Annotated in this window: 20 protein-coding genes; 10 read left to right on the forward strand and 10 right to left on the reverse strand. The window is 71.1% G+C overall.

All coding sequences use genetic code 11. The features are described 5' to 3' along the window. Window positions 1-15: 15 nt before the first annotated feature. From RWH43_RS14875 to RWH43_RS14885, 3 genes are read right to left on the reverse strand one after another with little or no spacing between them, the layout of a single operon-like run. Window positions 16-1,833, reverse strand: coding sequence for a thioredoxin domain-containing protein (locus tag RWH43_RS14875; RefSeq protein WP_144834211.1), 1,818 nt, complete (start codon window positions 1,831-1,833; stop codon window positions 16-18). 19 nt (window positions 1,834-1,852) lie between these two features. After that, window positions 1,853-2,689, reverse strand: coding sequence for an aldo/keto reductase (locus RWH43_RS14880; protein ID WP_144834209.1), 837 nt, complete (start codon window positions 2,687-2,689; stop codon window positions 1,853-1,855). A 53-nt stretch (window positions 2,690-2,742) separates the two neighbouring features. Beyond that, on the reverse strand, window positions 2,743-4,137 hold the full coding sequence (locus RWH43_RS14885) for an aminotransferase class I/II-fold pyridoxal phosphate-dependent enzyme (protein WP_154097562.1): 1,395 nt from the start codon (window positions 4,135-4,137) through the stop codon (window positions 2,743-2,745). Between the two features lie 143 nt (window positions 4,138-4,280). On the opposite strand from RWH43_RS14885, the gene RWH43_RS14890 reads away from it, so the two are divergent. The 10 genes from RWH43_RS14890 to RWH43_RS14935 all read left to right on the forward strand — a co-directional run bounded on the left by RWH43_RS14890 (window position 4,281) and on the right by RWH43_RS14935 (window position 18,450). Further along, complete coding sequence (locus tag RWH43_RS14890) at window positions 4,281-5,129, forward strand: nitrilase-related carbon-nitrogen hydrolase (RefSeq protein WP_144834205.1); 849 nt, start codon at window positions 4,281-4,283, stop codon at window positions 5,127-5,129. A gap of 1 nt (window position 5,130) precedes the next feature. Beyond that, entirely contained in the window at window positions 5,131-6,573 is a 1,443-nt protein-coding gene (gene hydA / locus RWH43_RS14895) for a dihydropyrimidinase (RefSeq protein ID WP_316001838.1), read from the forward strand. Between the two features lie 11 nt (window positions 6,574-6,584). Beyond that, the gene (locus RWH43_RS14900; protein WP_316001839.1) at window positions 6,585-7,673 is read left to right on the forward strand and encodes a TIGR03842 family LLM class F420-dependent oxidoreductase; all 1,089 of its coding nucleotides are present in this window, start codon (window positions 6,585-6,587) and stop codon (window positions 7,671-7,673) included. After that, a complete protein-coding gene (locus RWH43_RS14905) occupies window positions 7,670-8,650 on the forward strand; it encodes an ABC transporter permease subunit (RefSeq protein WP_316001840.1) in 981 nt (326 codons plus the stop codon). Before RWH43_RS14900 ends, RWH43_RS14905 begins: the two co-directional genes overlap by 4 nt. Then, a complete protein-coding gene (locus tag RWH43_RS14910) occupies window positions 8,647-9,447 on the forward strand; it encodes an ABC transporter ATP-binding protein (protein WP_316001841.1) in 801 nt (266 codons plus the stop codon). The genes RWH43_RS14905 and RWH43_RS14910 overlap by 4 nt, the downstream gene beginning before the upstream one ends. Beyond that, a complete protein-coding gene (locus tag RWH43_RS14915) occupies window positions 9,444-10,226 on the forward strand; it encodes an ABC transporter permease (RefSeq protein ID WP_316001842.1) in 783 nt (260 codons plus the stop codon). The genes RWH43_RS14910 and RWH43_RS14915 overlap by 4 nt, the downstream gene beginning before the upstream one ends. A 79-nt stretch (window positions 10,227-10,305) precedes the next feature. Next, complete coding sequence (locus RWH43_RS14920) at window positions 10,306-11,478, forward strand: ABC transporter substrate-binding protein (RefSeq protein ID WP_316001843.1); 1,173 nt, start codon at window positions 10,306-10,308, stop codon at window positions 11,476-11,478. Between the two features lie 88 nt (window positions 11,479-11,566). Next, on the forward strand, window positions 11,567-12,817 hold the full coding sequence (locus tag RWH43_RS14925; protein WP_144834193.1) for an LCP family protein: 1,251 nt from the start codon (window positions 11,567-11,569) through the stop codon (window positions 12,815-12,817). Between the two features lie 85 nt (window positions 12,818-12,902). Beyond that, window positions 12,903-14,072: a glycoside hydrolase family 3 N-terminal domain-containing protein gene (locus tag RWH43_RS14930; RefSeq protein WP_316001844.1), complete on the forward strand. Its 1,170-nt coding sequence runs from the start codon at window positions 12,903-12,905 to the stop codon at window positions 14,070-14,072. 94 nt (window positions 14,073-14,166) lie between these two features. After that, the gene (locus RWH43_RS14935; RefSeq protein WP_437127394.1) at window positions 14,167-18,450 is read left to right on the forward strand and encodes a DUF3418 domain-containing protein; all 4,284 of its coding nucleotides are present in this window, start codon (window positions 14,167-14,169) and stop codon (window positions 18,448-18,450) included. 66 nt (window positions 18,451-18,516) lie between these two features. Here the strand turns inward: RWH43_RS14935 and RWH43_RS14940 are convergent, their stop codons facing one another. The 7 genes from RWH43_RS14940 to chvE form a co-directional block, all read right to left on the reverse strand. Further along, entirely contained in the window at window positions 18,517-19,353 is an 837-nt protein-coding gene (locus RWH43_RS14940) for a hypothetical protein (protein ID WP_154097555.1), read from the reverse strand. After that, window positions 19,350-20,015 carry a LuxR C-terminal-related transcriptional regulator gene (locus RWH43_RS14945; RefSeq protein ID WP_316001846.1) on the reverse strand — a complete coding sequence of 222 codons (666 nt, stop codon included), beginning with the start codon at window positions 20,013-20,015 and terminating at the stop codon, window positions 19,350-19,352. The genes RWH43_RS14940 and RWH43_RS14945 overlap by 4 nt, the downstream gene beginning before the upstream one ends. Continuing rightward, a complete protein-coding gene (locus tag RWH43_RS14950; protein ID WP_144834185.1) occupies window positions 20,003-21,319 on the reverse strand; it encodes a sensor histidine kinase in 1,317 nt (438 codons plus the stop codon). The genes RWH43_RS14945 and RWH43_RS14950 overlap by 13 nt, the downstream gene beginning before the upstream one ends. A gap of 85 nt (window positions 21,320-21,404) precedes the next feature. Continuing rightward, window positions 21,405-22,577 (reverse strand): substrate-binding domain-containing protein, encoded by a 1,173-nt coding sequence (locus RWH43_RS14955; RefSeq protein ID WP_316001847.1) that lies wholly within the window; start codon window positions 22,575-22,577, stop codon window positions 21,405-21,407. Window positions 22,578-22,663: 86 nt separating this feature from the next. Next, a complete protein-coding gene (mmsB, locus tag RWH43_RS14960) occupies window positions 22,664-23,929 on the reverse strand; it encodes a multiple monosaccharide ABC transporter permease (RefSeq protein ID WP_307212523.1) in 1,266 nt (421 codons plus the stop codon). Beyond that, entirely contained in the window at window positions 23,916-25,442 is a 1,527-nt protein-coding gene (mmsA, locus tag RWH43_RS14965; RefSeq protein WP_144834331.1) for a multiple monosaccharide ABC transporter ATP-binding protein, read from the reverse strand. Before mmsA ends, mmsB begins: the two co-directional genes overlap by 14 nt. Before the next feature lie 162 nt (window positions 25,443-25,604). Further along, the gene (gene chvE / locus RWH43_RS14970; protein ID WP_316001915.1) at window positions 25,605-26,708 is read right to left on the reverse strand and encodes a multiple monosaccharide ABC transporter substrate-binding protein; all 1,104 of its coding nucleotides are present in this window, start codon (window positions 26,706-26,708) and stop codon (window positions 25,605-25,607) included. Window positions 26,709-26,977: the final 269 nt, after the last annotated feature.

Raw genomic sequence — 26,977 nt, forward strand, 5'->3', positions numbered from 1 at the left:
CTTGCGCCCCGCGCGTCAGACCAGCCGCGCAGTATCCGTCGTCGGCAGGGCGCAGGCGAACGCCCGGCAGTCGTAAGCGGTCGCCTCGCCGCCCTGCGCCACCTTGCCCTCGAAGAGCTCGAAGCCCGCCTCGGCGAACGCCTGAGCCTGGGCGGGTGACACGATCGCGACGACGTCGGCGTTCACTCGTCGCGCGGCCTCGGCGATCTCGGCATCGGCCTCGCCAACCACCACCACTTGGCGCGGCGCCGCCGCGAGCCCCACGGCGACCTCGAGGATCGCTCCGTGTGCGAGGGGCGACGACAGAGCGACCTCGGCGGCAGCGCGCACGAGCGACTCAGCCGCGTCGCGGTAGCCTTCGCCCGCGCCGAGGCGCCAGAGGTCGAGGGCCGCGGCCGCGAACACCGACGGACCCGAGGGCGAGGCGCCGTCGGTGGGCACGGCGTGCGACTGCATGCCCTGGGCGACGAGCACGGCGTCACCGCCTCCGGGTGGGTGGATGCCGTCGTCGCCGAGGCACAGATCGACGAGGGCCCGCGCTCGCTCGGCGTAGGCGACCTCACCGGTCGCGCGGGCGAGGGCGAGCAGGCCGCGCGCGAGCCCGCCGTAGTCTTCGAGCGTCGCGGGGGCGGCGGAGCGGGTCTCCTCGAGCGAGGCGCGGCGCAGGGTTCCGTCGTCGGCCACGTTGCTGTCGAGCACCGCGTCGGCGGCCCACCGGGCTGCTTCGAGAAAGCGGGGGTCGGTGCGGGCGCCGGCGGCAGCGAGAGCGGCGATCGCGTGGCCGTTCCAGCCGCTGACGACCTTCGCGTCGAGCGCCGGGGGCTGCAGGCCGGATCGGTCGACGGCGCGGTAGTACCCGCCCTCGTTGCGGGCGCCGTCGATGATCGACTCGGAGTCTTGAGCGGCGGCGATGCCGCCCGACGGCAGCTGCAGCACGTCGACGACGAACCGGGCGGCGTCGGTCGCCGAGGCCTCGTCGCCCGCGGCGAGGGCGACCTCGATCAGACCGGCGTTGTCGGTGAGCATGCGCTCGTAGTGCGGCACGCTCCAGTCGCGGCGCGTGGCGTAGCGGAAGAATCCGCCGTCGACGGGGTCGTGCAGGTCGGAGCCCGCCATGGCCGCGAGCGCGCGGGAGGCGACGGCCGCGGCATCCGGAACCTCGGAAGACAGCGCGGGGTGCTGCAGGAAGCGCAGCACGGGGGTGTTGGGGAACTTCGGCGTCTCGAAGGCAGGGCCGGCGGCGAAGCCGGCGTACTCGCGGTCTTCGCGCGCGGCGACCGTGCGGGCGGCGGCCGCGAGCTGGTCGAGACTCGGCGGGGCGTCGGCGGGGGCGGATGCCGCGGCCGCGAGCGCCTCGCGCAGCGATGCCCCGGTGGCGTCGACCTCGTCGCGGCGCTCGGTCCAGGCTTCGCGCACGGCGGCGAGCACCTGGCGGAACGAGGGCTGCGGAGGCCGAGGGGCGGGCGGGAAGTAGGTGCCGGCGTAGAAGACGCGCCCCTCGGGAGAGGCGAACACGGTCAACGGCCAGCCGAGGTGCGGGGTGAATGCGGAGGCGGCGTCGAGGTAGGCGGCATCCACCTCGGGATGCTCTTCGCGGTCGACCTTGATCGACACGAAACCGGCGTTGAGCTCGGCCGCGGTCTCGGCGTCTTGAAACGACTCCCGGGCCATCACGTGGCACCAGTGACAGGTGCTGTAGCCGATCGAGACCATCACGGGGACGTCTCTCTCGGCCGCGAGCGCGAACGCCTCGGCCCCCCAGGGGAACCACGCGACGGGATTGTCGGCGTGGGCCCGCAGGTAGGGGCTCGAGGCGTTCGCGAGGCGGTTCATGCGCGCGGGTGCGCCGACGTCAATTGAGGTCGTCGGGGTGCGTGCCGACGCGGCCCGAACCGTCGCCCGGGTCGACCGCGTCGATCGCGGCCATCTCGTCGGCGGTGAGCTCGAAGTCGAACAGGTCGAAGTTCTCCTCGAGGCGCTCACGGCGCACCGACTTGGGGAACACGATGAAGCCGTGCTGGATGTGCCAGCGCAGCACCGCCTGGGCGGGCGACTTGCCGTGCGCCTCAGCGGCGTCCTTGACGGCGGGCAGCTCGAACAGGTCGTACTTGCCCTGGCCGAGCGGGCCCCACGACTCGATGTGCATGTCGTGCTGCTGACCCCAGGCCGCGATCTCGCGCTGGCTGAGGGCGGGGTGCAGCTCGATCTGGTTCACCACGGGGGTGACACCGGTCTCGGAGACGATGCGCTCGAGGTGCGGCACGAGGAAGTTCGAGACGCCGATGGAGCGCGTCTTGCCCGACTCGCGGATCTCGATCATCTTCTGCCACGCGTGCACGTAGTTGTCGTTCTTCGGCGTGGGCCAGTGGATGAGGTAGAGGTCGACGGCGTCGAGCTGGAGCTTCTGCAGGCTCTCGTCGATCGCGGCGAGCGGCTCGTCGCCGTCGTGGCGGTCGTTCCAGAGCTTGGTGGTGACGAAGAGCTCGTCGCGCGCGATGCCGCTGGCGGCGATGGCACGGCCGACGCCCTCTTCGTTCTTGTAGATGGCGGCGGTGTCGATGTGGCGGTAGCCCACCTCGAGCGCCTCGGACACGGCGCGCTCGGCGTCGTCGGCGGGCACGAGGAACACGCCGTAGCCGAGCTGGGGGATGGAGTTTCCGTCGTTGAGCTGAACAGAAGGAACGGTCATGTCCTTCACCCTAGGAGCGGCCTCCGACATGCGGATCGGGGTTGACGGCGGCCTCACGCCAAGGGAGCGGCGTCGGCGGCCCGGGCGAGGGCCTCGGCGACGAGGCGCACGTTCTCGACCACCGATCCGCCCGTGACGCGCACGCGCGGCTCGCGGTCGGACGCGATCGAGGCGTCGGCGACGAACGGGGTTCCGGCGGCGACGGCGATGCCTTCGGCGGCGAGGTGCACGACGGCCGCGCGTTCGTCGCGCACCGGCATCCAGACGTTGATTCCGTCGGGATCGCCCACCTCGACCCCCAGGCGCCGAAGGGCCGTGGCGAGGCGGTCGAGGCGGTCGCGGTAGATGAGCCGGGCGGTGCGCACGGGCGCGATCGACCGGGAGTCGGTGAGCAATTCGAGCAGCACCGCCTGCAGCAGGCGCGAGGTCCACCCGGGACCCAGCATGCGCCGCCGCACGATGCGGTCGACGATCGCCGCGGGTCCGCCGAGGGCGGCGATGCGCAGGTCGGGGCCGTGCGATTTCGAGAACCCGCGCACGTGCACGACCTGCGCGGGAACCCAGAGGGCGAGCGACACCGGCGGCGCCGAGGCGATGAGCGCGGAGTGGTCGTCTTCGATGACCGTGACGCGGCTGCCGCCGGGCACGCTCAGCAGCACGTTCGCGAGGCGGCGAGCGCGATCGAGCGACATCGAGGCGCCCGTGGGGTTCTGCGCACGGGGTTGCAGGATGACCGCCGAGGGACGCTGCGCGAGCGCCCGGGCGAGGGAGGCGGGGAGCACCCCGTCGGCGTCGCTCTCGAGCAGCACCGGCACCGCCCCGGCGGCGTCGACGAGGTCGAAGAAGTAGGGGAAGCCGGGCGACTCGACCGCGACGCGATCGCCGAAGCGCACGACCTGGTCGAGCGTGCGCGAGATGCCGTCGAGAGCGCCGTCGACCACGGTGAGCGCCTCGACCCCGCGCACGGGCCACTGTTCGCGCAGCACGTCGTGCAGATCGGGCAATACCGGGAGGTCGTGGTAGCGCCCGGTGTCGGCGCGGGGCCGCGCCCCGGCGAGCGCGCGCTCGATCGAAGGCAGCATCGCGGGGTCGGGCGTGCCGAGCGAGAGGTCGAGGCGCATCGCGGCGCGGTGCGGACCCGCTCCCAGGCCGCGGGGTGCCCCGGGGGCGGGGGCCACCGCCATGCCCTGCACGCGGGGGCTCAACCATTCGCGGCGCTCGGTGCGCACGAAGGTGCCGGCCCGCCCGCGCGAAGTCACCACTCCCGCGTCGGCGAGCGCGCGCCAGGCTCCCGCGACGGTACCCGTCGAGACGCCCAGGGTCGCGGCGACCTCCCGCACGGTCGGCAGCCGGCTCCCCGGCGCGAGCGCACCTTCGCTGACGCGCCGGGCGATCTCGGCGGCGAGGCCCGCGGAGCTGCGCTCGACCAGCGACTCGGGTGCGAGCATCGGCGGCCCTCCCCCTGGCATCCGGAAACTCCCCCACCACCGAACCGAGACTTTACGGCGGTGACACCGGGAGAAATCGTCGAGAAATGTTCAGGCGCGACAGTAACAGAACTCGAGCAGGCCCATAGGAACGAGGAAGCCCCATGACGACGGTGCGCGCAGCGATCACGCAGACGACCTGGACCGGCGACAAAGCGTCGATGCTCGACAAGCACGAGCAGTTCGCTCGAGACGCCGCCGCGCAGGGAGCGCAGGTGCTGTGCTTCCAAGAGCTGTTCTACGGCCCCTACTTCGGCATCACGCAGGACCAGAAGTACTACCGCTACGCCGAGCCCGTCGACGGCCCCATCGTGCAGCGGTTCGCCGCCCTCGCGAAGGAGCTCGGCCTGGTCACGGTGCTCCCCATCTACGAAGAGGCCCAGACCGGCGTCTACTACAACACCTCGGTGCTGGTCGACGCCGACGGCACCGTGCTCGGCAGCTACCGCAAGAACCACATCCCCCACCTCGACAAGTTCTGGGAGAAGTTCTACTTCCGCCCCGGCAACCTCGGCTACCCCGTGTTCGACACCGCCGTCGGCAAGGTCGGCATGTACATCTGCTACGACCGTCACTTCCCCGAGGGCTGGCGCGAACTGGGCCTGAACGGCGCGCACATGGTCTTCAACCCCAACGCCACCAAGCCCGGGCTGTCGAACCGCCTGTGGGAGGTCGAGGGTCCGTGCGCGGCCGTGGCCAACGGCTACTTCGTGCTGCAGCCCAACCGCGTCGGCCGGGAGGACAACGAGTACGGGGCGGATGCCGTGACCTTCTACGGCACGAGCCAGGTGATCGACCCGCGCGGCAACCACGTCGGCGCGCTCGGCTCGGGTGAGCACGAGGAGATCCTCGTGCGCGACCTCGACATGGACCTCGTGCAGCAGATGCGCGACGACTGGCAGTTCTACCGCGACCGCCGGCCCGACACCTACGGCGAGATCGTGGAGGCCTGAGATGGCGACCACACTGATCTCGGGCGGCACCGTCGTCAACGCCATCGGCACGGGCGCCGCCGACGTGCTCATCGACGGCGAGAAGATCGCCGCCGTGCTGCAGCCGGGCTCGACCCTGCTGGGCCACGACCTCGCGGCATCCGTCGACACCGTCGTCGACGCCACCGGCAAGTACGTGATCCCCGGCGGCATCGACGCGCACACCCACATGCAGATGCCCTTCGGCGGCACCGAGGCCTCGGACACGTTCGAGACCGGCACCCGGGCGGCGGCGATCGGCGGCACGACGAGCATCGTCGACTTCGTCGTGCAGTACCCCGACGAGAACATCCTCGACCGCTACCAGGCCTGGCACGACAAGGCCGCCGGGCAGTGCGCGATCGACTACGGCTTCCACCAGATCCTCTCCGACGTGCAGGACAGCTCGCTGACCGCGATGGACGAGCTCATCGCCGAGGGTGTGACGAGCTTCAAGCTCTTCATGGCCTACGAGGGCGTCTTCCTCTCGGACGACGGCCAGATCCTGCGGGCGTTCCAGAAAGGCGCCGACAACGGCGCGATGATGATGATGCACGCCGAGAACGGCGCCATCATCGACGTGCTCGTGCAGCAGGCCCTCGCCCGCGGCGAGACGAGCCCGTACTTCCACGGCACGACCCGCCCCTGGCAGGCCGAGGAAGAGGCCACCCACCGCGCGATCATGCTCGCCGATCTCACCGGCGCCCCGCTCTACGTCGTGCACGTCAGCGCGAAGCAGGCGGTCGAACAGATCGCCGAGGCGCGCGACCGCGGTCTTAACGTGTTCGGCGAGACCTGCCCGCAGTACCTGTATCTCTCGCTCGAAGACCAGCTCGGCGCCTCGAGCGCCGAGTGGGGCGACTTCGAGGGCGCGAAGTGGGTGTGCTCGACACCGCTGCGCTCGAAGCACGAGGGCCACCAGCACCACATGTGGCAGTCGCTGCGCACGAACGACATCCAGATGGTGTCGACCGACCACTGCCCCTTCTGCATGAAGGACCAGAAGGAGCTCGGCGTCGGAGACTTCTCGAAGATCCCCAACGGCATCGGCTCGGTCGAGCACCGCATGGACCTCATGTACCAGGGCGTCGTGACCGGGCAGATCACGCTCCCCCGCTGGGTCGAGCTGACCAGCACGACCCCCGCGCGCATGTTCGGCATGTACGGGCAGAAGGGCGTCATCCAGCCCGGCGCCGACGGCGACGTGGTCGTCTACGACCCGAACGGGCACACCTCGATCGGCATCGGCGAGGGGCGCAGCCACCACATGAACATGGACTACTCCGCGTGGGAGGGCTACGAGATCGACGGTCGCGTCGACACCGTGCTCTCGCGGGGGCGGGTGGTGGTGGATGCCGGCGGTTACATCGGCGACAAGGGTCACGGTCGCTACATCAAGCGCGGCCTGAGCCAGTACCTGGTCTGAGAGGAGACCCCATGGATTTCGGTGTCGTCCTGCAGACGAATCCCCCCGCCGCCCGCACGGTGCAGCTCTCGCAGCTCGCCGAGGCGCACGGCTTCAGCCACGTGTGGACATTCGACTCGCACCTGCTGTGGCAGGAGCCGTACGTCGTGCACTCGGCGATCCTCGCGGCCACCCGCCGCATCACGGTCGGCCCCTTCGTGACCAACCCCGCGACGCGCGACTGGACGGTGACGGCCTCGACGTTCGCGACGCTGAACGAGATGTACGGCAACCGCACGATCTGCGGCATCGGCCGCGGCGACTCGGCGGTGCGCGTCACGAACGGGCGTCCGACGACGCTCAAGGCCCTGCGCGAGTCGATCCACGTGATCCGCGAGCTCGGCAACTCCCGTGCCGTGGAGTACAACGGCGCGACCCTGCAGTTCCCCTGGAGCCGGGGATCGGAGCTCGAGGTGTGGGTCGCCGCCTACGGCCCCCTCGCGCTCAAGCTCACCGGAGAGGTGGGCGACGGCTTCATCCTGCAGCTGGCCGACCTCGACATCGCCGAGTGGATGATCACGACCGTGCGGGAGGCGGCCGAGAACGTCGGACGCGACCCCGACGAGATCGCCTTCTGCGTCGCTGCCCCGATGTACATCGGCGAGGACACTCCCGAGTCGCGCGCGCACATGATCGAGCAGTGCCGCTGGTTCGGCGGGATGGTGGGCAACCACGTCGCCGACATCGTGGCGAAGTACGGCCCTTCGACGAGCTCAGGGACCCCTTCGACAAGCTCAGGGACCCCATCGACAGGCTCAGGGACCGCTGAGAACGTTCCGGCCGCCCTCACCGACTACATCGCCGGGCGCACGGGCTACGACTACAACTCGCACGGCAAGAGCAACAACGACCACGTCGACTTCGTGCCCGACGAGATCGTCGAGCGCTTCTGCGTGCTCGGCACCGCCGAGGAGCACATCGAGAAGCTCGAGAAGCTGCGCGCGCTGGGCGTCACCCAGTTCGCCGGCTACCTGCAGCACGACAACAAAGAGGAGACGATGCGGGTCTACGGCGAGAGCGTGATCCCCGCGCTCACTCCCCCGGTGACGGCGAAGCGGTGACCGATCAGGCGGTGGCCCCCGGCTCCGTGACCGGGGTCGTTCCCGACACGGGCGGGCGGATGCCGCGTCGCCCGGCCGCACGTTCGTCCGGGCTCATCGCCCGGGTGGGGTGGGGCGTCGCGGGCGTCGCCGCCCTCGTCGCGCTCTGGGAGCTGTACAAGCTGCTCGGTCCGGCCGACGGCGTCACGGTGGGCGGCGACGGATCGGCCGGGTCGGGCGTCATCCTGCTCCCCCGCACCCACGACCGCGCCATGCCGCACGTGTGGGACATGATCGCGCGGATGTTCCAGCCCACGAGCGGCGGGGCGACTCCCCCGCTGATCGTCTCGGTGCTCGAGGCCGCGGCGACCACCCTCGGCCTCGCCGCGGTGGGCTGGGTGATCGGCGTGGTGGTCGGCGGCATCCTGGGCATCGCGATGCAGCGCTGGCGCCTGGTGGAGTGGGGCCTGCTGCCCTGGATCGTGGTGAGTCAGATCGTGCCGCTCATCGCCTTCGCCCCCGTGGTCAACGCGCTGGGCAACCAGATCGACCGCGCGGGGGTGGTGCCGTGGCCGCAGTGGTTCTCGGTCGCCCTCATCGCGTCGTACCTCGCCTTCTTCCCCGTCGCGATCGGAACCCTGCGCGGGCTCGAGTCGCCCGACGCCCTGCACCGCGACCTCTTCCACACCCAGTCGGCGGGATGGTGGCAGACGCTCGTGCACCTGCGCCTGCCCGCCGCCGTTCCGCACCTGCTGCCGGCGCTCCGCCTCGCCGCCGCCTCTGCCGTGGTCGGCGCCGTCGTCGCCGAGGTGTCGATCGGCCTGCGCGGCGGTATCGGCCGCATGCTCATCCAGCTCGCAGGGCAAGCCTCGTCCGACCCCGCCGCCCCCTGGGCGCCGACCTTCGGCACCGTCGTGATCGGGCTCGTCGCCGCCGCGGGCGTCGCGCTCATCGGCGTGACGCTGCGCCGCTTCCGTCGCGGAGAGGAGACCCGATGACCACCCCACCCACCCCCGCCGTGCACGCCACCGGAATCGGAAAGGTGTTCCCCGCGGCATCCGGAGAGGTCACCGCCCTCACCGGCGTCGACCTCGAGGTGGCCGCGGGCGAATTCGTGTCGCTCATCGGGCCGTCGGGCTGCGGCAAGTCGACGCTGCTGCGACTGATCGCCGACCTCGACGACGCCACCGCGGGAGAGCTCACCATCTTCGGCAAGACCGCCCGCCGGGCCCGCCTCGACCAGGACTACGGCATCGCCTTCCAGCAGGCGGGACTGCTGCCCTGGCGCACGGTCGCGGCGAACATCGCGCTGCCACTCGAACTGCACCGGTGGGCGAAGGCGAAGCGCGACGCCCGCGTGGCCGAACTCGCCGAGCTCGTCGGGCTGTCGGAATTCGTCGGCCGCTACCCCGACCAGCTCTCCGGCGGAATGCAGCAGCGCGTCGCCATCGCCCGCTCTCTCGCCGCCTCGCCCCAGCTGCTGCTGATGGACGAGCCGTTCGGCGCCCTCGACGAGATGACGCGCGAACGCCTGCAGACCGAGCTCGCCCGCATCGCCGCCGAGACGGGAGCCGCGGTGGTCTTCGTCACCCACTCGATCCCCGAGGCGGTCTTCCTCTCCGACCGCGTGGTCGTCATGAGCCCGCGCCCCGGCCGCATCACCGACGTGATCGACACGCGCCCGGGCCGCCCTCGCGACGAGGCCCTGCGCGAATCGCCGGAGTACTTCGCGCGCGTCACCGCCGTGCGCGAGGCCCTGCACGGCGCTCCCCTGCAACGGGTGAACGAGCGATGACGGCCACCCGCCTCCCCGCGTGGCTGCGGTTCGCGGCGCCCGTCGCCGTGGGCCTCCTCGGCCTCACGCTGTGGTTCGCCTACGTGGCCTCGGGCTCCGCCCCGCGCATGCTGCCCGACCCGCTCGCGATCGCGGGCGAGCTCACCGGGCGGATGCCGCTGGTGGCCGAAGCCGCCGCCATCACCGGCACCAATGCGCTCGTCGGCCTCGTCGCCGGCAGCGTCGTGGCGGTCGCCCTGGCGGCGTTGGCCGCCACCTGGCGACCCGTCGACGGCATGACGGCTCCGCTCATCGCCGCCCTCGCGGTCGTGCCGATCGTCGCCCTCGCGCCGATCCTCAACACGATGTTCGGCGCATCGAGCCAGTTCGGCCGTCAGGCGGTGGCCGGGGTCGCCGCCTTCGTCCCGGTGTTCGTCAACACCCTGCGCGGACTGCAGCAGACCCGGCCGGTGCAGCGCGACCTCTTCCGCGCGACCGCGGCGAACGGTTCGCAGACCTTCCGCCTGCTGACGCTGCCCACCGCCCTGCCGTACCTGCTCACCGGCATCCGGGTCGCCGCCTCGCTCGCGGTCATCTCGGCCCTGGTCGCCGAGTACTTCGGCGGACCCGCCGACGGCATCGGCACCGCGATCGCCACCTACGCCAAATCCGGACGTGCCTCGCTCGCCTGGGCGTTCGTCGCGGGCGGCATCGCGATCGGTCTCGTCTTCTTCCTCGTCACCTCGCTGCTCGAGCGCGTCGTCTCGCGACGCCTCGGCGCGGGGCGTCCGCCGGCCTGACCGGCACCTCCACCCGCCCTCGACAGAACAGGTTCCACCCGCTCCACACCTGCACCACCCGCCTCCCGAAAGGACACCCATGTCACACAGCACACGTCGCGCCCTCGGCGCGATGGCCGCACTCGCCGCGGCATCCCTCGCCCTCTCCGCCTGCGCCGGAAGCTCGACCCCCGACGCCGCCTCGACGGAGGACTTCACGCCCCTGACCTCGATCAAGCTGCAGCTGCAGTGGCTGCCGCAGGCGCAGTTCGCCGGCTACTACGTCGCGCTCGACAAGGGCTACTTCCAGGAGGAGGGCTTCGACGATGTCGAGGTCGTCCCCTCCGGCGGTGACATCGTGCCGCAGGACGCCCTCGTGGCGGGCGACGTCGACTTCGCCGTCGCGTGGGTGCCCAAGGTGCTCGGCACGATGGAGAACCAGGGCGTCGAGCTCACCGACATCGCGCAGGTCTTCCAGAAGTCGGGGACGACCCAGGTGTCGTGGAAGGGCTCGGGCATCACGAGCGTCGACGACTTCGAGGGCAAGCGCATCGGCTCGTGGGGCTTCGGCAACGAGTGGGAGATCTTCGCCGCGATGGCCGACAAGGGTCTCGACGCCTCCACCGTGCAGATCACCACGCAGGACTTCTCGATGAACGCCCTGCTCGACAAGGACGTGGACGCCGCCCAGGCGATGACCTACAACGAGCTCGCCCAGCTGCTCGAGACGGTGAACCCCGCCACCGGCAAGCTGTACACGATGGACGACATCGACGTGATCTCGTACGAGGACACCGCCGGCGCCATGCTGCAGGACGCGATCTGGGCCGACACGAAGCGCCTGTCGGACGACCCCGCCTACGCCGACGCCGCCACGCGCTTCCTCAAGGCCGTCATCAAGGGCTGGGTGTTCGCGCGCGACAACCCCACCGAGGCCGCCGACATCACCTACACGGCCGCGACCGCCCCCGGCGTGAGCGCCTTCCCCGTCGGACCGACCCACCAGCTGTGGCAGATGAACGAGGTCAACAAGCTCATCTGGACCGGCGGCGACTTCGGCGTCGTCGACTCCGCCGCGTGGGACAAGACGGTCAAGGGCGCCCTGGCCGCCAAGAACCAGGACGGCCTGAACCTCATCACGACCGAGCCGCCGGCATCCGCGTACTCGAACGACTACGTGCAGGCTGCGCTGACCGCGCTGAAGGACGAGGGCGTCACCGTCGACGGCGACTACACGCCGATCGACGTCACCCTCACCGAGGGCGGACAGTAACCCGCACCCGCACGGGGCGGCCGGCAGCGACCGGTCGCCTCGTGCGGGTCTCTCCCCTCCGCAGGCCCTGCCGTGGTTGACTGACCGGATGAAGCCTCCTCCGCAGCACGCGCGCCGAGAGCCCGCGTCGCCCTGGCGTCGCGGCGTGAAGGCCGTCGCCATCGTCGCCGCGGTCGTCGTCGTCGCCGCCGTCGCGGTCGGCGGCTTCTACGCCTGGTCGTTGACGAGCCGCCTGCAGGAGGCCTCGGTTCCGCTGAAGGACGCCCCGGTCGAACCCCCCGCCCTGAGCGAGTACAGCGAGCCGTTCGCCGTGCTGGTGGTCGGCACCGACGAGTGCGACGACGTCGTGGCGGCCGCGTTCGGTCCTCGGTGCTCCGACCCCGAGAACGACGGCGCCCGCAATGACGTCAACATGCTGCTGCACGTCTCGGCCGACCCGCGGCGCGTCACTGTCGTGTCGTTCCCCCGCGACCTGCAGGTCGGGATCCCCGAGTGCACGAACAAGGACGGCTCGGTCTTCGGCGGCACCGACAGGGCCTCGATCAACACCGCCTACGAAGACGGCGGACTGCCCTGCGTCGCCGACACGATCTCCGACCTGACGGGTCAGAGCATCCCGTTCGCGGCGAAGGTGAGCTTCGGCAACGTCGTCAACATCACCGACGCCATCGGCGGCGTCGAGGTCTGCATCGGCGGCGACGGGATCGATGATCCGGATGCCGGCATCAAATGGGACGCCGGACCCCGCGTGGTCAAGGGCTTCGACGCCCTCGCGTTCCTCCGCACCCGCACGGGCATCGGCGACGGCAGCGACCTCGCCCGCATCGGCAACCAGCAGCAGTACATGTCGCGCCTGGTGAACAAGCTGCGCAGCGACGACGTGCTGTCGAACCCCGGCACACTCATCGGCCTCGCGAACACCGCGGTCAACAACATCGAGCCGAGCGAGAGCCTCGCCGACCCGATCCGCATCGCGCAGCTCGCGTACACGCTCAAGGACGTGCCGTTCAGCGAGTTCACGTTCGTGCAGTACCCGGTCGTCGACGACCCGTACGACAGCAACCGGGTCGTCCCCGACGAGGAGTCCGCTCAGGTGCTCTTCGATGCGTTGAACAGCAATGCCGGGCTCGCGATCACGGGTGCCGCCGGGTCCAACGGCGGCGTGGTCGCCGACCCGTCCGTCCCGACGCCCGAGCCGACCACCCCTGTCGAGGACACCCCGGCTCCGGATGCCAGCGCCTCGCCCGACGGGAGCGCGGCGCCCGGCGTGGTCGAGCTGCCCGAGAACGTCAAGGGCACCAAGGCCGACCAGGCGACCTGCTCCGCCGGCAACGGCTGATCCCCGCCCCTAGGCCCCGCCCCGCGCGAGCGCAAGCCGCCCGCGCGGGGACCGGACGCTCAGGTCGATGGGCCACCATCGAGGGGTGAAGACCGCCCCCCGCTTCTCGATGCTCGTCGTGATCGCGGCGCTCGCCCTCGCCGGCTGCGCGCCCGCCGCAGCCCCTTCCGCCGCCCCGACCCCCTCGGCATCCGTCACCCCCACGCCCACGCCGACCCCCACGCCCACGCGCACGCCCGACCCGCTCGCGGGCATGAGCCTCAGCGACAAGGTGGGGCAGATGTTCATGGTGGGGACCTCGGTCGAGGGCGCCAACCCGACGACCCTCGCGGCCGTGCAGAACGACCACATCGGCGGGATCTTCCTGCACGGGCGCTCGGCCGCCGGGGCGGAGGCCACCGCGGCCCTGGTGCAGGGCTTCACCTCGGTCGTCGCTGCGGGCCAGCCGCCGCTGTGGGTCGCCACCGATCAAGAGGGCGGGACCGTGCAGGTGCTGTCGGGCCCCGGGTTCGACGACATCCCCTCAGCCGTCCGGCAGGGCCAGCAGGACGACGCCTCGCTGCAGGCGGCGGCGACCACGTGGGGAGCGCAGCTCGCGTCGGCCGGGGTGAACATGAACCTCGCGCCCGTGGCCGACATCGTCGCGAGCCCGGATGCCGCGGCATCCAACCCCCCGATCGGCGCACTGGCCCGCGAGTACGGCTACGACGGCGCCACGGTCGCGGCCAAGGTCGGCGCCTTCGCCGCGGGCATGCGCGCGGGCGGCGTGCTGCCGACGTTCAAGCACTTCCCGGGACTCGGTCGCGTGACGGAGAACACCGACACCCGCAGCGGCGTGACCGACGACACCGTCACCGCCGACGGAGCGGACGTCGGCGTGTATTCGAGCGTGCTGCCGCAGGGCCCCGGGGTCGTGATGCTGTCGACCGCGATCTACGCGCAGATCGACCCCTCGGCGCCCGCGGCCTTCTCGCCCGCCGTGGTCGGTGTGCTGCGCGATCGCGTCGGCTTCGACGGCGTGGTCACCGTCGACGACCTCTCGGCCGCGCGGCAGGTGCAGCCGTGGTCGCCCGCGGATCGCGCGACCCTCGCCGTGGACGCCGGCATCGACCTGCTGCTGGTCTCGGCCGACCCTTCGGTGTACGCCGAGATGCACCAGGCCGTGCTCGCGCGCGCGCAGGCGGACCCCGCGTTCGCCGCCAAGGTCGACGCGGCAGTGCGCCGGATCCTGGCGCAGAAGGCGTCGATGCCGTGAGTCGCCGCGCGTGAGGGGTCGCTCTCTGTCGCCCAGCCGGTGAGCCAGGCGACAGGAAGCGACCCCTCACGCGAGATTCGGTGCCCGGCGGGCGATGAAGGCGACGAGGCCGATAGGCTGGAAGGCTGTGTCTGTCGAACCCGTCATCGTCTACCCGCCCGAGCTGCCCGTCAGCGCCGCGCGGGACGAGATCGCGCGCGCCATCCGCGACCACCAGGTCGTGATCGTCGCCGGGGCGACGGGCTCGGGCAAGACCACGCAGCTGCCCAAGATGTGCCTCGAACTGGGCCGCACCTCGATCGCGCACACCCAGCCGCGCCGCATCGCCGCGCGCACGATCGCCGAGCGCATCGCCGAAGAGATGCAGGTTCCGCTCGGCTCGACCGTCGGCTACAAGGTGCGCTTCACCGACAAGGTGTCGGCCGACACGCGCGTGGCGCTGGTGACCGACGGCATCCTGCTCAACGAGATCCACCGCGACCGGCTGCTGCGTCGCTACGACACGATCATCGTCGACGAGGCGCACGAGCGCTCGCTCAACATCGACTTCCTGCTCGGCTATCTGCGCCGCATCCTGCCGAAGCGCCCCGACCTCAAGGTCATCGTCACCTCGGCCACCATCGACCCCGAGAGCTTCGCGCGGCACTTCGCGGCGGCTCCCACCGAGCCGGGCGGCGAGCCGACCCCGGCGCCGGTCATCGAGGTGTCGGGTCGCACGTACCCGGTCGAGATCCGGTACCGGCCGGTCGACGGAGCGGACGACGCAAGCACGACTCCGGAGATTCCGGATGCCGATGACCCCGACGCCCCGTCATCGCGCGGCCGAGCGGCGACCGGCCCGCAGAAAGTCCGGAGTTCTGCACGGCCGGCGGCCAAGCCGGGGCGCTCCGACGACGACGCCGACGAAGTCGGAGCCGTCGTCGCCGCCCTGCGCGAGCTCGATCGCGAGGCCCCGGGCGACGTGCTCGTCTTCTTCCCCGGCGAGGCCGAGATCCGCGATGCGGCGGATGCCATCCGCGGGGCGTACCAGAAGGACACCTCGCCCACCGAGGTGCTGCCCCTCTACGGACGCCTGTCCGCGGCCGAACAGCACCGCGTCTTCGAGCGCTCGAGCGTCGCGGGCGTGCGCCGTCGCGTCATCCTCGCCACGAACGTCGCCGAGACGAGTCTCACCGTCCCCGGCATCCGGTATGTCGTCGACACCGGAACCGCCCGCATCTCGCGCTACAGCAACCGGTCGAAGATCCAACGCCTGCCCATCGAGGCCGTGTCGCAGGCCTCGGCCCAGCAGCGCTCCGGGCGTGCGGGGCGCACCTCGCCCGGCATCGCGATCCGGCTCTACTCCGAAGACGACTTCACGCGGCGCCCGGAGTACACCGAGCCCGAGATCCTGCGGACGTCGCTGGCATCCGTCATCCTCCAGATGCTGTCGCTCGGCTTCGGCGACATCCAGGCCTTCCCGTTCCTCACCCCGCCCGACTCGCGAGGCGTGAAGGCGGCGTTCGACCTGCTCGTCGAGCTCGGCGCGGTGAAGCTGCCCGCCCCCGGTTCGCGCGGGGCCGACACCTCGCGCGAGCGCGACGTGCGCGACGACGGCGACCCGTCTCGGCAGCGCGGCGGACGCGCACCGCGCGAGGACGGTCCCCGCCTCACCGAGATCGGCCGCGAGATCGCGCGGCTGCCGATCGACCCGCGCTTCGCCCGCATGCTCATCGAGGCGCGTCGCAACGAGGTGTCGAGCGAGGTGCTCGCGATCGTGTCGGGCATGTCGATCCAAGACGTGCGCGAACGGCCCGAGGAGCGACGGGAAGAAGCCGACCGCTTCCACGCGCGATTCACCGACCCCACCAGCGACTTCCTTTCGCTGCTGAACCTCTGGGATTACCTGCAGGAGAAGCAGGCCGAGCTCGGCTCGAGCGCGTTCCGGCGCCTGTGCCGCAGCGAGCACCTCAACTACGTGCGCGTGCGCGAGTGGATGGACGTGCACCGGCAGCTGCGGTCGCTCGGCGGCGAGCGCTCCGGCGAAGGTGGCTCGCGGGGCTCCGGCGACGGAGGCCGTCGCGCGCGGAACCATGTCCCACTTTCGGCTGGCTCCGACCCCTCCAGGCCGCACAATTCGGGACATGCGGCGACGAAATCGGGACATGGATCGGGGCGCGGCGACCACAGCACCGCCCTCGAGGGGCACGCCGCCGGCGATGCGATCCACCGCGCGATCCTCTCCGGGTTGCTCTCGCACCTCGGCATCCTGGACCCCCGCACGATGGCGCAGGCCAAAGACCGCAAGGCGCCGGGTGACGCCCGCCCCACCAAGGGCGAGTACATCGGCGCGCGCGGGGCACGGTTCGCCATCTTCCCCGGCTCGGGCCTGAAGAAGAAGCGCCCCTCGGCCGTCATGGCCGCCGAACTCGTCGAGACCTCGCGCCTGTTCGCCCGCACGGTCGCCGCCGTCGACCCGGCGTGGGCGGAAGAGCTCGCCCCCGACCTGGTCAAGCGCTCCCTCAGCGAGCCGCACTGGTCGAAGGATGCCGGCTCCGCCGCCGCCTACGAGAAGGTCACCCTCTTCGGGGTCGAGCTCGTCGGGCGCCGCCGGGTGCAGCTCGCGCGCTTCGACCGGCCGCTCGCACGCGAGATGTTCGTGCGCCACGCGCTGGTGGAGGGCGAGTGGGACCCCTCGGTGCTCGACAAGCGCCTCACCGCGTTCCTCCGCCGCAACCAGGAGCAGCGTCGCCTGCTCGAGAAGATCGAGGAGCGCGAGCGTCGCCGTGACATCCTCATCGGCGACGAGGCCGTGTTCGCGTTCTACAACTCGCGGATCCCGGCCGACGTCACCGACGTGCGCTCGTTCGAGACGTGGTGGAAGGACGCCTCGAACCGCACCCCGCACCTGCTCGACCTACGTGAGTCCGACCTCACCGGCGACCGCGCCCAGGGAGACGACCGGGCCTTCCCCGCGCGCTGGCGGCAGGGCGATCAGACCCTCAACCTCGCGTACCGCTTCGAACCAGGAGCTCCCGACGACGGCGTGACGGTGGTCGTGCCGCTGCCGCTGCTCGCGCAGCTGCGCCCCGACGGCTTCGACTGGCAGGTTCCGGGCATGCGCGACGAGCTCGTCGCCGCGCTGCTGCGCGCACTGCCGAAGACCATCCGCCGCAACGTCGTGCCCGCCGCCGACTGGGCGGAGAAGTTCTCGGCCGAGCTCGCCGAGAAGGGCCCCGAGCACGCGAACGGTCTGCCCAAGACGACGCTCGTCGACGCCCTCGCCGCCCTCGTGCAGCGCGTCGCGAACCAGCGGGTGAGCGCCGCCGACTTCGAGCTCGAGCGGGTTCCCGGCCACCTCACGCCCTCGTTCCGCGCCGTCGACGCACGTGGCCGCGCGATCGGCAGCGACCGCGATCTGGCGACCCTGCAGCGCCGTCTCGCCGACAAGGCCCGCTCCAGCGTCGAGTCGACGATCGCTCGCCCGGCGCAGAGAGCCGCGAAGGTCGCCGAGGCCTCCCCCGCCTTCGCCTCCCGGTCGAAGCTGACCACCTGGGATCTCGATGAGCTCACCGAGGTCGTCGACACCCCGGTCGCCGGCGGCGTCGTGCGCGGCTACCCCGCCCTGGTCGATGAGGGAGACAGCGTCGCCCTGCGCGTGGAGGCGACGCCCGAAGACGCCGCGCGGCACACGCGTGCCGGCATCCGTCGTCTTTTGCTGCTGGCCGTCCCCTCCCCCGCGACCTACGTGCTCGACCACCTCACCGCGAACGAGAAGCTCGCCCTCGCGGCCTCGCCGTACCAGAACGCCAAGGCGCTCATCGAGGACGCCCGCGTCGCCCTCGCCGACGACGTGCTGCTGCGCGAGGCGCCGAGGGGAGTCGTGCGCACGAAGGCCGATTTCGAGCGCGTGCGCGACGCCTTCTCCGCGGCATCCGTCGACCGCACCTTTCAGACGGTGTCGCTCGCGGCGAAGATCCTGCTCGCGCAGCGCGAGGTCGACCGCGCGATGAAGGACGCCTCGTCGATCACCCTGCTCGGCGCGCTGAACGACGTGCGCGGGCAGCTGAAGGGCCTGATCTTCCCGGGCTTCCTCTCGCGAACGGGCCTCGCGCGGCTGCAGCACCTTCCGCGGTATCTGGCCGGAGCCCTCGACCGCGTCAAGACGCTGTCCGACAACCCCGGCCGCGACCGCCAGCGCATGACCGAGTACGAGCGCTCCGCCGCGGGCTTCGTCGAAGCCGGCGGGACGGTTCCCCTGCCGGCCGACGCCCCCGCGAACCTCCTGCAGACGCGCTGGCTGCTCGAAGAACTGCGCGTGAGCCTGTTCGCCCAGCGCCTCGGCACGGCCGAGCCGGTGTCGCCGCAGCGCATCGCGAAGGCGCTCAAGAGCGCGTGAGGGGTCACCTTCCGTCGCCGAGCACGGCTCGAAGCGACCGAAGATGACCCTTCACGCGGGTGGCCCTCAGGAGTGCAGGCGCACCTGGCCCATCGTCGCCTGCACGTCGACGCGCGCCGTGGCGGAGGCGTCGGTGCGCAGCGCGTTGTCGACGCGGCCGAGGCCGTCGTCCACGTTCACGCGATAGTCGTCGTCGGGCAGGGTGATGTCGGCCGACCCGGCCGTCACGTCGACCTTCGTGCGGTCGGGGGTGAGGCCCCCGAGCTCGGCGGTGAGGTCGCCCCCGGCCACCTCGAACGACGCGGTCGACACGTCGTCGACCCGAGCCGTTGCAGCCCCGCCCGAGACCGACACGTCGAGCTCGGCCGCCGATCCGCGCAGCGTCGCCGCCCCGCCGGCGAGCTGCACCGACAGCGCGCCGAAGTCGCCGTCGAGGTCGAGCGACCCGCCCGTGACGTCGATGGAGGCGCGGATGCCGCTGCCCTCGAGCTCGCGCGGAAGGGTGAGCGTCGCGCGCGAGCCGGTGCCGACCCCCGCGAAGGGTCCCTCCGGCGACGACACGCGCAGCGTGTCTCCGCGGCGGTCGAACCTCCATCCGCGCGGCCCCTCGCGGTCGGCGTCGAGGCGGGCCTCGCTGACGTCGCCGTACGCGATGGTGAGGGCGCCCGCCGCCACGTCGATGTCGACGTCGGTCAGGCCCTCCACGCCGCTGTCGAGCACGGCGCTGTTCTCGCCCGTGTCGCGCAGCGAGACCACGGCCGAGGCGCCGGTGCCGGCGAGAGTACCCAGCGCGATGCACGCGCCAACGGCGATGGTGATGATCGACACGGCGAAGGCGGCTCCCCGGCGAGGCGGCTGGGGCGAGGGCTCGGGGGTCGGGGCGAGGGGGGTTTCGAGGGTCATGACGCAGCTCCGGTGGTGTCGTGGCCGAGGTGGACGAGCGCGGCGATCACGCGGCGGTTGCCTGTTTCGTCCTGCTCGAGGCCGAGCTTGGTGAAGATGGCGGTGATGTACTTCTCGACGCTGGCCTCCGACACGAACAGCGCGGCGGCGATCGCCTGGTTCGAGCGGCCTTCGGCGATGAGGGCGAGCACGCTGCGCTCGCGTTCGGTGAGGCTCTGCAGGCGCTCGTCGCGGCGGCGCCGGGTGAGCAGCTGCGCCACCACCTCGGGGTCGAGCACCGTGGCTCCGCCCGCGATCGAGGCGACCGCGGCGAGGAAGTCCTTAACGTCGGCGACGCGGTCTTTCAGCAGGTACCCGAGGGCGCCCTGGCCGTCGGCGATGAGATCGCTCGCGTAGCGCTCCTCGACGTACTGCGACAGCACCAGCACGGCGAGACCCGGATGCCGTGACCGCAGCGCGATCGCCGCGCGGATGCCCTCGTCGGTCCAGGTCGGCGGAAGCCGCACGTCGAGGATGCACAGCTCCGGTGCCGTGTCCGACACGGCCTGCTCGAGACCCTCGGCATCCGGGAGCGCCGCGACGACCTCGTGGCCGTCATCGGCGAGGAGGCGCACGAGCCCCTCGCGCAGCAGCACGGAATCTTCGCAGATCAGGACGCGCACGGGACGTTCACCTCCACCGTCGTCGGGCCGCCCTGCGGGCTGTCGATGCGCGCCGTGCCACCGGCGGCGGTGACGCGGTTGACGATCCCGTCGAGGCCACCGCCGGGGACGATGCGCGCACCGCCCAAGCCGTCGTCTTCGACGCGGGCCCAGAGCGAGCCGTCGTCGCGCACCCGCACGTGCACGCGGCAGGCCGTGGCCCGCGAGTGCTTGGCGGCGTTGGTGAGAGTCTCGGCGATCGCGAAGTACACCGCCGCCTCGGCGGCGCGACCGCAGCGGCGCGGAAGGCGCACGTCGAGGGTCACGGGGATGTGCGAGCGCGAGGCGAGGGCCGACAGCGCGGCATCCAGCCCCCGATCCTCGAGTACCGAGGCGTGGATGCCGCGGGCCAGCTGCCGCAGTTCGGTGATGGCCGACTTCGTCGACGCGTGGGCCTCGGCGACCAGGGCTTTCGCGGCCTCGGGGTCGTCGTCGATCTTGGTCTGGGCCAGGCCCAGCGTCATGCCGATCGAGACGAGCCGCGGCTGGACGCCGTCGTGCAGGTCGCGTTCGATGCGGGTGCGCTCCACTTCGGCGGCGCGGACGGCGCCGGCCCGACGCGAGTCGGAGGTGCGGGCCTGTTCGACGAGCTGCGCCTCGCGCGAGGGCACGAAGATCGCCCGCGCGATGACGCCCTGCAGCAGGGCCAGGCCGATCACCGCGGCGGCGCCGACGATCACCGCGAGGATGCCGACGACCGGAGCCGCGGCCCCCTCGAGCGGCACGATGCCGAGGAAGCGCCGGTTGGGCCAGCCGAACAGCGGGCTGACCGAGAGCGCCAGGCCCCAGGCGAGGCCTCCGAGCATCGTGATGGTCGCGAGCCCCAGCACGGTCGAGATCGCGAACGAGGCGACCGCGCGCCACTGCAGGGGGTCGATCGCCTGCAGCCAGATGGTGTGCAGCACGCCGCCGAAGCCGGGCTTGGGGCTGCGGCGCGGCCGCAACGGAGCGAGGCCGAAGGCGTACAGGCCCTCGAGGCGCGCCCGCTCGAACCACGCCAGGGCGAACAGCGCGTAGACGAACGCGACGAGCACCACGACGCCGATGAGCAGCGCCGCGAGCAGGCCGAATCCCGAGCTGAGCAGTCCGATGAGCCCCGCGAAGACGCCCGGGCCGACGATGCCGAGAGCGGCCAGTTGGGCGGCGGCGCCGGCGACGCGGGCGGGCGAGCCGATGCGCACGGGGCGCACGTCGGCCGCGGACGGCGGTGCGGGCGCGACCGGCGGGGTCGAGGGCGGAGGCGGAAGGACGGATGCCGTGGTCATGGGTTCCACGCTAGGGCGCAGCCCCGCGCTCGCACCGCCCGGGCAGCCCCCGAGCCGCATTCGGGAAAACCCGAATGATGCGCCCTCAGAGCTCGTCGGTCGAGATCCAGCCCGAGGAGATGAGTTCTTCGACGTCGTCGGGGCGCACGACGCTCGGCGCGACGCCCTCGCCCGCCGCGGCGGGCGTCTCGCCGTCGAGCAGCGCCTGCACCGCGTCGGCGGTGGCGTCGACGAGGGCACGGGGGTCGGCGAAGATCGTTGCGTCGAGCACGTCGTCGCGCAGAGCCCGGACGGTCGCGGCGTCGGCCCCGGTGCCCACCACCAGCGGCGCCGGCGCCTCGGGGGTCGAGCTCTCGGTCGGGCGGGGGCTCGGACTCGGCGACTCCTCGGCGGGCGGATCGGTGGTCAGGGCCGTCACGACACCGCGGGTGACCGCATCGCCGAGGGCGAGCACGGCGGTGGGCGCATCGGCATCGGCGCGCAAGGCACGGAGACGCTTCTCGGCGGCGGCGGCCTGCGCCGCGGCGGTGTCCTCGTCGACGGCCGCGGCCTCGAGGCTCGCACCCGACACCAGCTGCACCGTACCCGCGGCGATCGCCGGCTGCAGCGCGTCGAGCGCCGCCGCGAACCGCTGCTCATCCCACGGATCGGCCGACGACCCGGTGATCAGCGCGACGCGCGCGACAGTCGGGGTGGCGGGGGCGGATGCCGCGGGCGACGGCACCTCGGACGGCGACGGCGACGGCTCCGTCGCGGCATCCGGAGCCACTTGCTCGGACCCTGATGACGGCAGGTCGGCGAGGAGCGCCTCGGCCTGAGCGCGGCCGAGCGCGGTCGGATCCGGCGCGAACGCGGCCGCCGCATCGACGCCCGCGAGCGAACGCCCGAACTCCACGACGGGGACGCCGTCGCCGTTCGCCACCTCGAGCGGAGCCGCCAGGTCGCCGGCCGCGACGGGAGCCACCACCACGGCATCCGCCCCCTTCGTCAGCATGTTCTGCACCTGGGAGCCCTGCGTGCGCGCATCGCCCGCGGCGAACTGCAGATCGACGGCGTATCCGCGCGCGACCAGCTCGGTCTTCAGCGCGTCGCCGCCCCGGCTCCACTGCGCATCGGCCTCGGTGGGCAGCGAGACGCCGATCACCCCGGCGCCGTCGTTCGACCCCTGGGTCTGCGCGCGCGACGACGTGCATCCCGTCAGCGCGACGGCGACCAGCGCGAGCACGGCCGCGGCGCGGAGGGTCGGACGAGCTGGCATCCGTCCATCCTCTCCCACCCACGCGCCGCACACGCACGAACGCCCCGCCGCACGAGGCGACGGGGCGTTCGATGAAGAAGCGTGGATCAACCGCGCGTGCGGTTCTTGTTCCACACGTCGAAGGCCACGGCCAGAAGGAGCACGAGGCCCTTGATGAACTGCTGCACGTCGGTCGAGATGCCCATGAGCGACATGCCGTTGTTGAGCACACCCATGACCAGACCACCGGCGATCGCGCCGACCACGCGGCCGACACCACCCTGCACGGCCGCTCCACCGATGAACGAGGCGGCGATCGCGTCGAGCTCGAAGAGGTTACCGGCGCCGGGACCGGCCGAGTTCAGGCGACCCGTGAACACGATGCCGGCGAGGGCCGCGAGCACACCCATGTTCACGAACAGCATGAAGTCGACGCGGCGGGTGTTGATGCCCGACAGCTTCGCGGCGGTGCGGTTGCCACCGATCGCGTAGATGTGACGACCGAAGACGCTGCGGCTCATGACCGTCGAGTATCCGATGATCAGCAGCGCCAGCACGACGAGCACGATAGGTGTGCCGCGCGAGCCGGGAGCCACACCCAGCAGGTAGGTGAGGTAGGCGATCAGCGCGCTGCCGCCGATGACCTTGACGAGGAACGCCGCCATCGGGTCGTTCTGCAGCTCGAGGGCCGCACGCTTCGCACGCTGGCGCATCTGCGAGAAGACGAACAGCACCAGGGTCAGCGCGCCCAGGGCGACCGTGATCCACTCGGCGGGCGAGGACGACGCCGGGAACAGGTCGGGGAAGAGGTACCCGCCACCGAGGGCGCGGTACTCGGTCGGGAACGGCGTGATCTGCGTGTTGCCCAGGGTCATCTGCGTGAGACCGCGGAACAGCAGCATGCCCGCCAGGGTCACGATGAACGCGGGGATGCCGATATAGGCCACCCAGAAGCCCTGCCACATGCCGACCACGGCACCCAGCACCAGCGACAGCAGGATGCCGAGCCACCAGGGCAGGCCCCACTGCACGATGAGCACACCCGAGACCGCACCGACGAAGGCGGCGACCGAACCGACCGACAGGTCGATGTGGCCGGCGATGATGATCATCACCATGCCGATCGCGAGGATCAGGATGTAGCTGTTCTGGACGATGATGTTCGACACGTTGCCCGCGGTGAGCAGGCGCCCGCCGGTCAGTGCCTGGAACAGCAGCACGATGACGATGAGGGCGATGAAGATGCCGATCTCGCGCAGACGCGAGGTGAAGAACGTCACGAGGCTGCCGGCTCCCCCGGCTCCGCCTCCCACGGGACCGCGGGGCGTGCCGCCCGGGCCCGCCTGGGTCGCGGTGTTGTCAAGCGCTGACATGGTCGGCTTCCTTCTCCTTCGTCATGAGCACCATGAGGGCCTCCGGAGTGGCCTCTTCGATGGGCAGCTGGCCGGTGATGTGGCCTTCGCTGAGGGTGTAGATGCGGTCGCAGATGCCGAGGAGCTCGGGCAGCTCCGAAGAGATGACGAGCACCCCCTTCCCCTGCGCCGCGAGGGAGTTGATGATCGTGTAGATCTCGTACTTTGCGCCCACGTCGATGCCGCGGGTCGGCTCGTCGAGGATGAGCACCTCGGGGTCGGAGAAGAGCCACTGCGACAGCACGACCTTCTGCTGGTTGCCGCCCGAGAGCTTGCCCACGACCACGTCGACGCTGGGCGCCTTGATGTTCATCGACTTGCGGTAGCGGTTGGCGACCAGGTACTCCTCGTCTCCGTCGACGAACCCGCCCTTGACGAGCTTGCGCATTCCCGCGAGCGAGATGTTGCGCTTGATCGTGTCGATCAGGTTGAGACCTGCACCCTTGCGGTCCTCGGTCACGTAGGCGAGACCGCTGCGGATGGCCGCGGGGACCGTCGAGGTGTCGGCCTTCTGACCGCGGATGTAGACGTTGCCCGAGATCTTCGAGCCGAAGCTCTTGCCGAACACGCTCATCGCGAGCTCGGTGCGACCGGCGCCCATCAGACCCGCGATGCCGACGACCTCGCCGGCGCGGACCGTGAGGTTCGCCTGGTGGATCACCGTGCGGTTGCCGTCGGTGGGGTGGCTGACGTTCCAGTCCTCGATGCGAAGGACCTCATCGCCGATCTCGACGTCGCGGTCGGGGTAGCGGTTCTCGAGCTCGCGACCGACCATCCCGCGGATGATGCGGTCTTCGCTGGTACCGCCGGTGGCCACATCGAGCGTCTCGATCGTGCGACCGTCGCGGATGATGGTCACCTCGTCGGCGATCGCGCGGATCTCGTTGAGCTTGTGGCTGATGATGATGCACGTGATGTTCTGGCCGCGCAGGTGGCGGATCAGATCGAGCAGGTGCTCGGAGTCGTCGTCGTTCAGCGCCGCGGTGGGCTCGTCGAGGATGAGGAGCTTGACGTCCTTCGACAGGGCCTTGGCGATCTCGACGAGCTGCTGCTTGCCGACGCCGATCTCGTTGACGGGCACGTCGGGGCTGTCGCCCAGACCGACGCGCGCCAGCAGCTTCGCCGCCTCGCGGTTGGTGGCGTCCCAGTCGATGAGGCCGCGGTTCGTGATCTCGTTGCCGAGGAAGATGTTCTCGGCGATCGAGAGGTAGGGGCTCAGCGCGAGCTCCTGGTGGATGATGACGATGCCGGCCGCTTCGCTGTCGCGGATGTCTTTGAACTCGACGGTCTGCCCGTCGAAGACGATCTCGCCTCGGTAGTCGCCCGCGGGATACACACCGCTGAGCACCTTCATGAGGGTCGACTTGCCGGCGCCGTTCTCGCCGCAGATGGCGTGGACGGTACCGCGCTCGACGGTCAGCGACACGTCGGCCAACGCGATGACGCCGGGGAACTCCTTGGTGATCGAGCGCATCTCGAGGATGGTGCTCACGAGGTCCTCCTTGCAGAACCGGCTCGTGGCCGGTCGGGATGGTGGGGGGCGGGGGCGGATGCCGCAGACCCGCGGGAGCCTCCGCCGCGACCCTGTCGGGCCGCGGCGGAGGCGGGGTGGAGGAGCCGGAGCCCCTCCGAGGGATTACTTGAGGTCGTCCTCGGTGTAGTAACCGCTGTCGACCAGGAGCTCCTTGTAGTTGTCCTTCGTGACGATCGTCGACTGCAGGAGGTACGAGGGAACGACCTTGACGCCGTTGTCGTACGTCTCGGTGTCGTTCGTCTCGGGGGTCTCACCCTTGCGGATGTCGTCGACCATGGTCACGGCCTGCTTCGCGAGCTCGCGCGTGTCCTTGAAGATCGTCGAGTACTGCTCACCGGCGATGATCGACTTGATCGAGCCGGCCTCGGCGTCCTGACCCGTGATGACGGGGAGGTCGCTGGCCGAGTAGCCGCCCGAGGTGAGGGCCGAGATGATACCGATCGACAGACCGTCGTAGGGCGAGAGCACACCGTTGAGCTTGGTGCCGCCGATGACGGTGAGGATGTTCTCCATGCGCTTCTGCGCCGTCTCGGGCAGCCAACGGAGGATGGCCGCCTGGCCGAACTCGGTCTGGCCCGAGGGGACCACGAGCACGCCCTTGTCCATGTAGGGCTTCAGGGTGTCCATCGCGCCGTTCCAGAAGAACGTGGCGTTGTTGTCGTCGGGGCTACCGGCGAACAGCTCGACGTTGAAGGGGCCGGCGGCGCCGGTCTCCTTGCCCGAGGCGTCGAGGACGCCCAGGCCGGTCAGGAGCGAGGTGGCCTGCTGGACGCCGACCTTGTAGTTGTCGAACGTCGTGTAGTAGTCGACGTTCTCAGTGCCGTTGATCAGGCGGTCGTACGCGATGACGGGGATGTTCGCGTCCTTGGCCTGCTGCAGGACGTCGGTGAGCGTCGTGCCGTCGATCGAGGCGACGATCAGGGCCTTGGCGCCCGTGGTGATCATGTTCTCGATCTGCGAGACCTGGGTGGGGATGTCGTCGTTCGCGTACTGCAGGTCGACCTGGTAGCCGAGCTCCTCGAGCTGCGACTTGACGTTGTTGCCGTCGGCGATCCATCGCTCCGACTGCTGGGTCGGCATGGCCACACCGATGGTGCCGCCGGCCTCCTGCGAGTCTCCGCTGCTGGCGCCGGTACGGTCACCGGCGCAACCGGCGAGACCGATGCCGAGCGCGAGGACGCCCGCGCCCGCGATCGCCTTGAGCATGCTGTGCTTCTTCACTCTGGTTCCCTCCATTGGGTGGTTGTCGCGGCGTCTCCCCCTGGAGTCCACCGCGCAGTGCTGTCGGCGCACGTCGGGGCGCACGGGCGGCGGGGCGAAACGAGGCCGGTCGGCGACACGGCTCACCCGTGTCGTTCGAAACGTCTTCGTCTCGACGGATCCGCTCCGCAGCGAGTCCCGTCGGCCGTGTGACCCGGTCATGTGACCGTTCACATTGTGTGTGTGATGCTACATCGCGGTGAGCCAGGGATGTC

The sequence above is a fragment of the Microbacterium algihabitans genome (assembly GCF_032464975.1).
Taxonomy (GTDB): Bacteria; Actinomycetota; Actinomycetes; order Actinomycetales; family Microbacteriaceae; genus Microbacterium; species Microbacterium algihabitans.

What these genes read in the sequence shown, in the direction of transcription:
- RWH43_RS14875 (WP_144834211.1), bottom strand. Translation starts at nt 1,833, where the DNA reads ATGAACCGCCTCGCGAACGCCTCGAGCCCCTACCTGCGGGCCCACGCC.
- RWH43_RS14880 (WP_144834209.1), bottom strand. Translation starts at nt 2,689, where the DNA reads ATGACCGTTCCTTCTGTTCAGCTCAACGACGGAAACTCCATCCCCCAG.
- RWH43_RS14885 (WP_154097562.1), bottom strand. Translation starts at nt 4,137, where the DNA reads ATGCTCGCACCCGAGTCGCTGGTCGAGCGCAGCTCCGCGGGCCTCGCC.
- RWH43_RS14890 (WP_144834205.1), top strand. Translation starts at nt 4,281, where the DNA reads ATGACGACGGTGCGCGCAGCGATCACGCAGACGACCTGGACCGGCGAC.
- hydA (WP_316001838.1), top strand. Translation starts at nt 5,131, where the DNA reads ATGGCGACCACACTGATCTCGGGCGGCACCGTCGTCAACGCCATCGGC.
- RWH43_RS14900 (WP_316001839.1), top strand. Translation starts at nt 6,585, where the DNA reads ATGGATTTCGGTGTCGTCCTGCAGACGAATCCCCCCGCCGCCCGCACG.
- RWH43_RS14910 (WP_316001841.1), top strand. Translation starts at nt 8,647, where the DNA reads ATGACCACCCCACCCACCCCCGCCGTGCACGCCACCGGAATCGGAAAG.
- RWH43_RS14915 (WP_316001842.1), top strand. Translation starts at nt 9,444, where the DNA reads ATGACGGCCACCCGCCTCCCCGCGTGGCTGCGGTTCGCGGCGCCCGTC.
- RWH43_RS14920 (WP_316001843.1), top strand. Translation starts at nt 10,306, where the DNA reads ATGTCACACAGCACACGTCGCGCCCTCGGCGCGATGGCCGCACTCGCC.
- RWH43_RS14925 (WP_144834193.1), top strand. Translation starts at nt 11,567, where the DNA reads ATGAAGCCTCCTCCGCAGCACGCGCGCCGAGAGCCCGCGTCGCCCTGG.
- RWH43_RS14935 (WP_437127394.1), top strand. Translation starts at nt 14,167, where the DNA reads ATGAAGGCGACGAGGCCGATAGGCTGGAAGGCTGTGTCTGTCGAACCC.
- RWH43_RS14940 (WP_154097555.1), bottom strand. Translation starts at nt 19,353, where the DNA reads ATGACCCTCGAAACCCCCCTCGCCCCGACCCCCGAGCCCTCGCCCCAG.
- RWH43_RS14950 (WP_144834185.1), bottom strand. Translation starts at nt 21,319, where the DNA reads ATGACCACGGCATCCGTCCTTCCGCCTCCGCCCTCGACCCCGCCGGTC.
- RWH43_RS14955 (WP_316001847.1), bottom strand. Translation starts at nt 22,577, where the DNA reads ATGCCAGCTCGTCCGACCCTCCGCGCCGCGGCCGTGCTCGCGCTGGTC.
- mmsB (WP_307212523.1), bottom strand. Translation starts at nt 23,929, where the DNA reads ATGTCAGCGCTTGACAACACCGCGACCCAGGCGGGCCCGGGCGGCACG.
- mmsA (WP_144834331.1), bottom strand. Translation starts at nt 25,442, where the DNA reads ATGCGCTCGATCACCAAGGAGTTCCCCGGCGTCATCGCGTTGGCCGAC.
- chvE (WP_316001915.1), bottom strand. Translation starts at nt 26,708, where the DNA reads ATGCTCAAGGCGATCGCGGGCGCGGGCGTCCTCGCGCTCGGCATCGGT.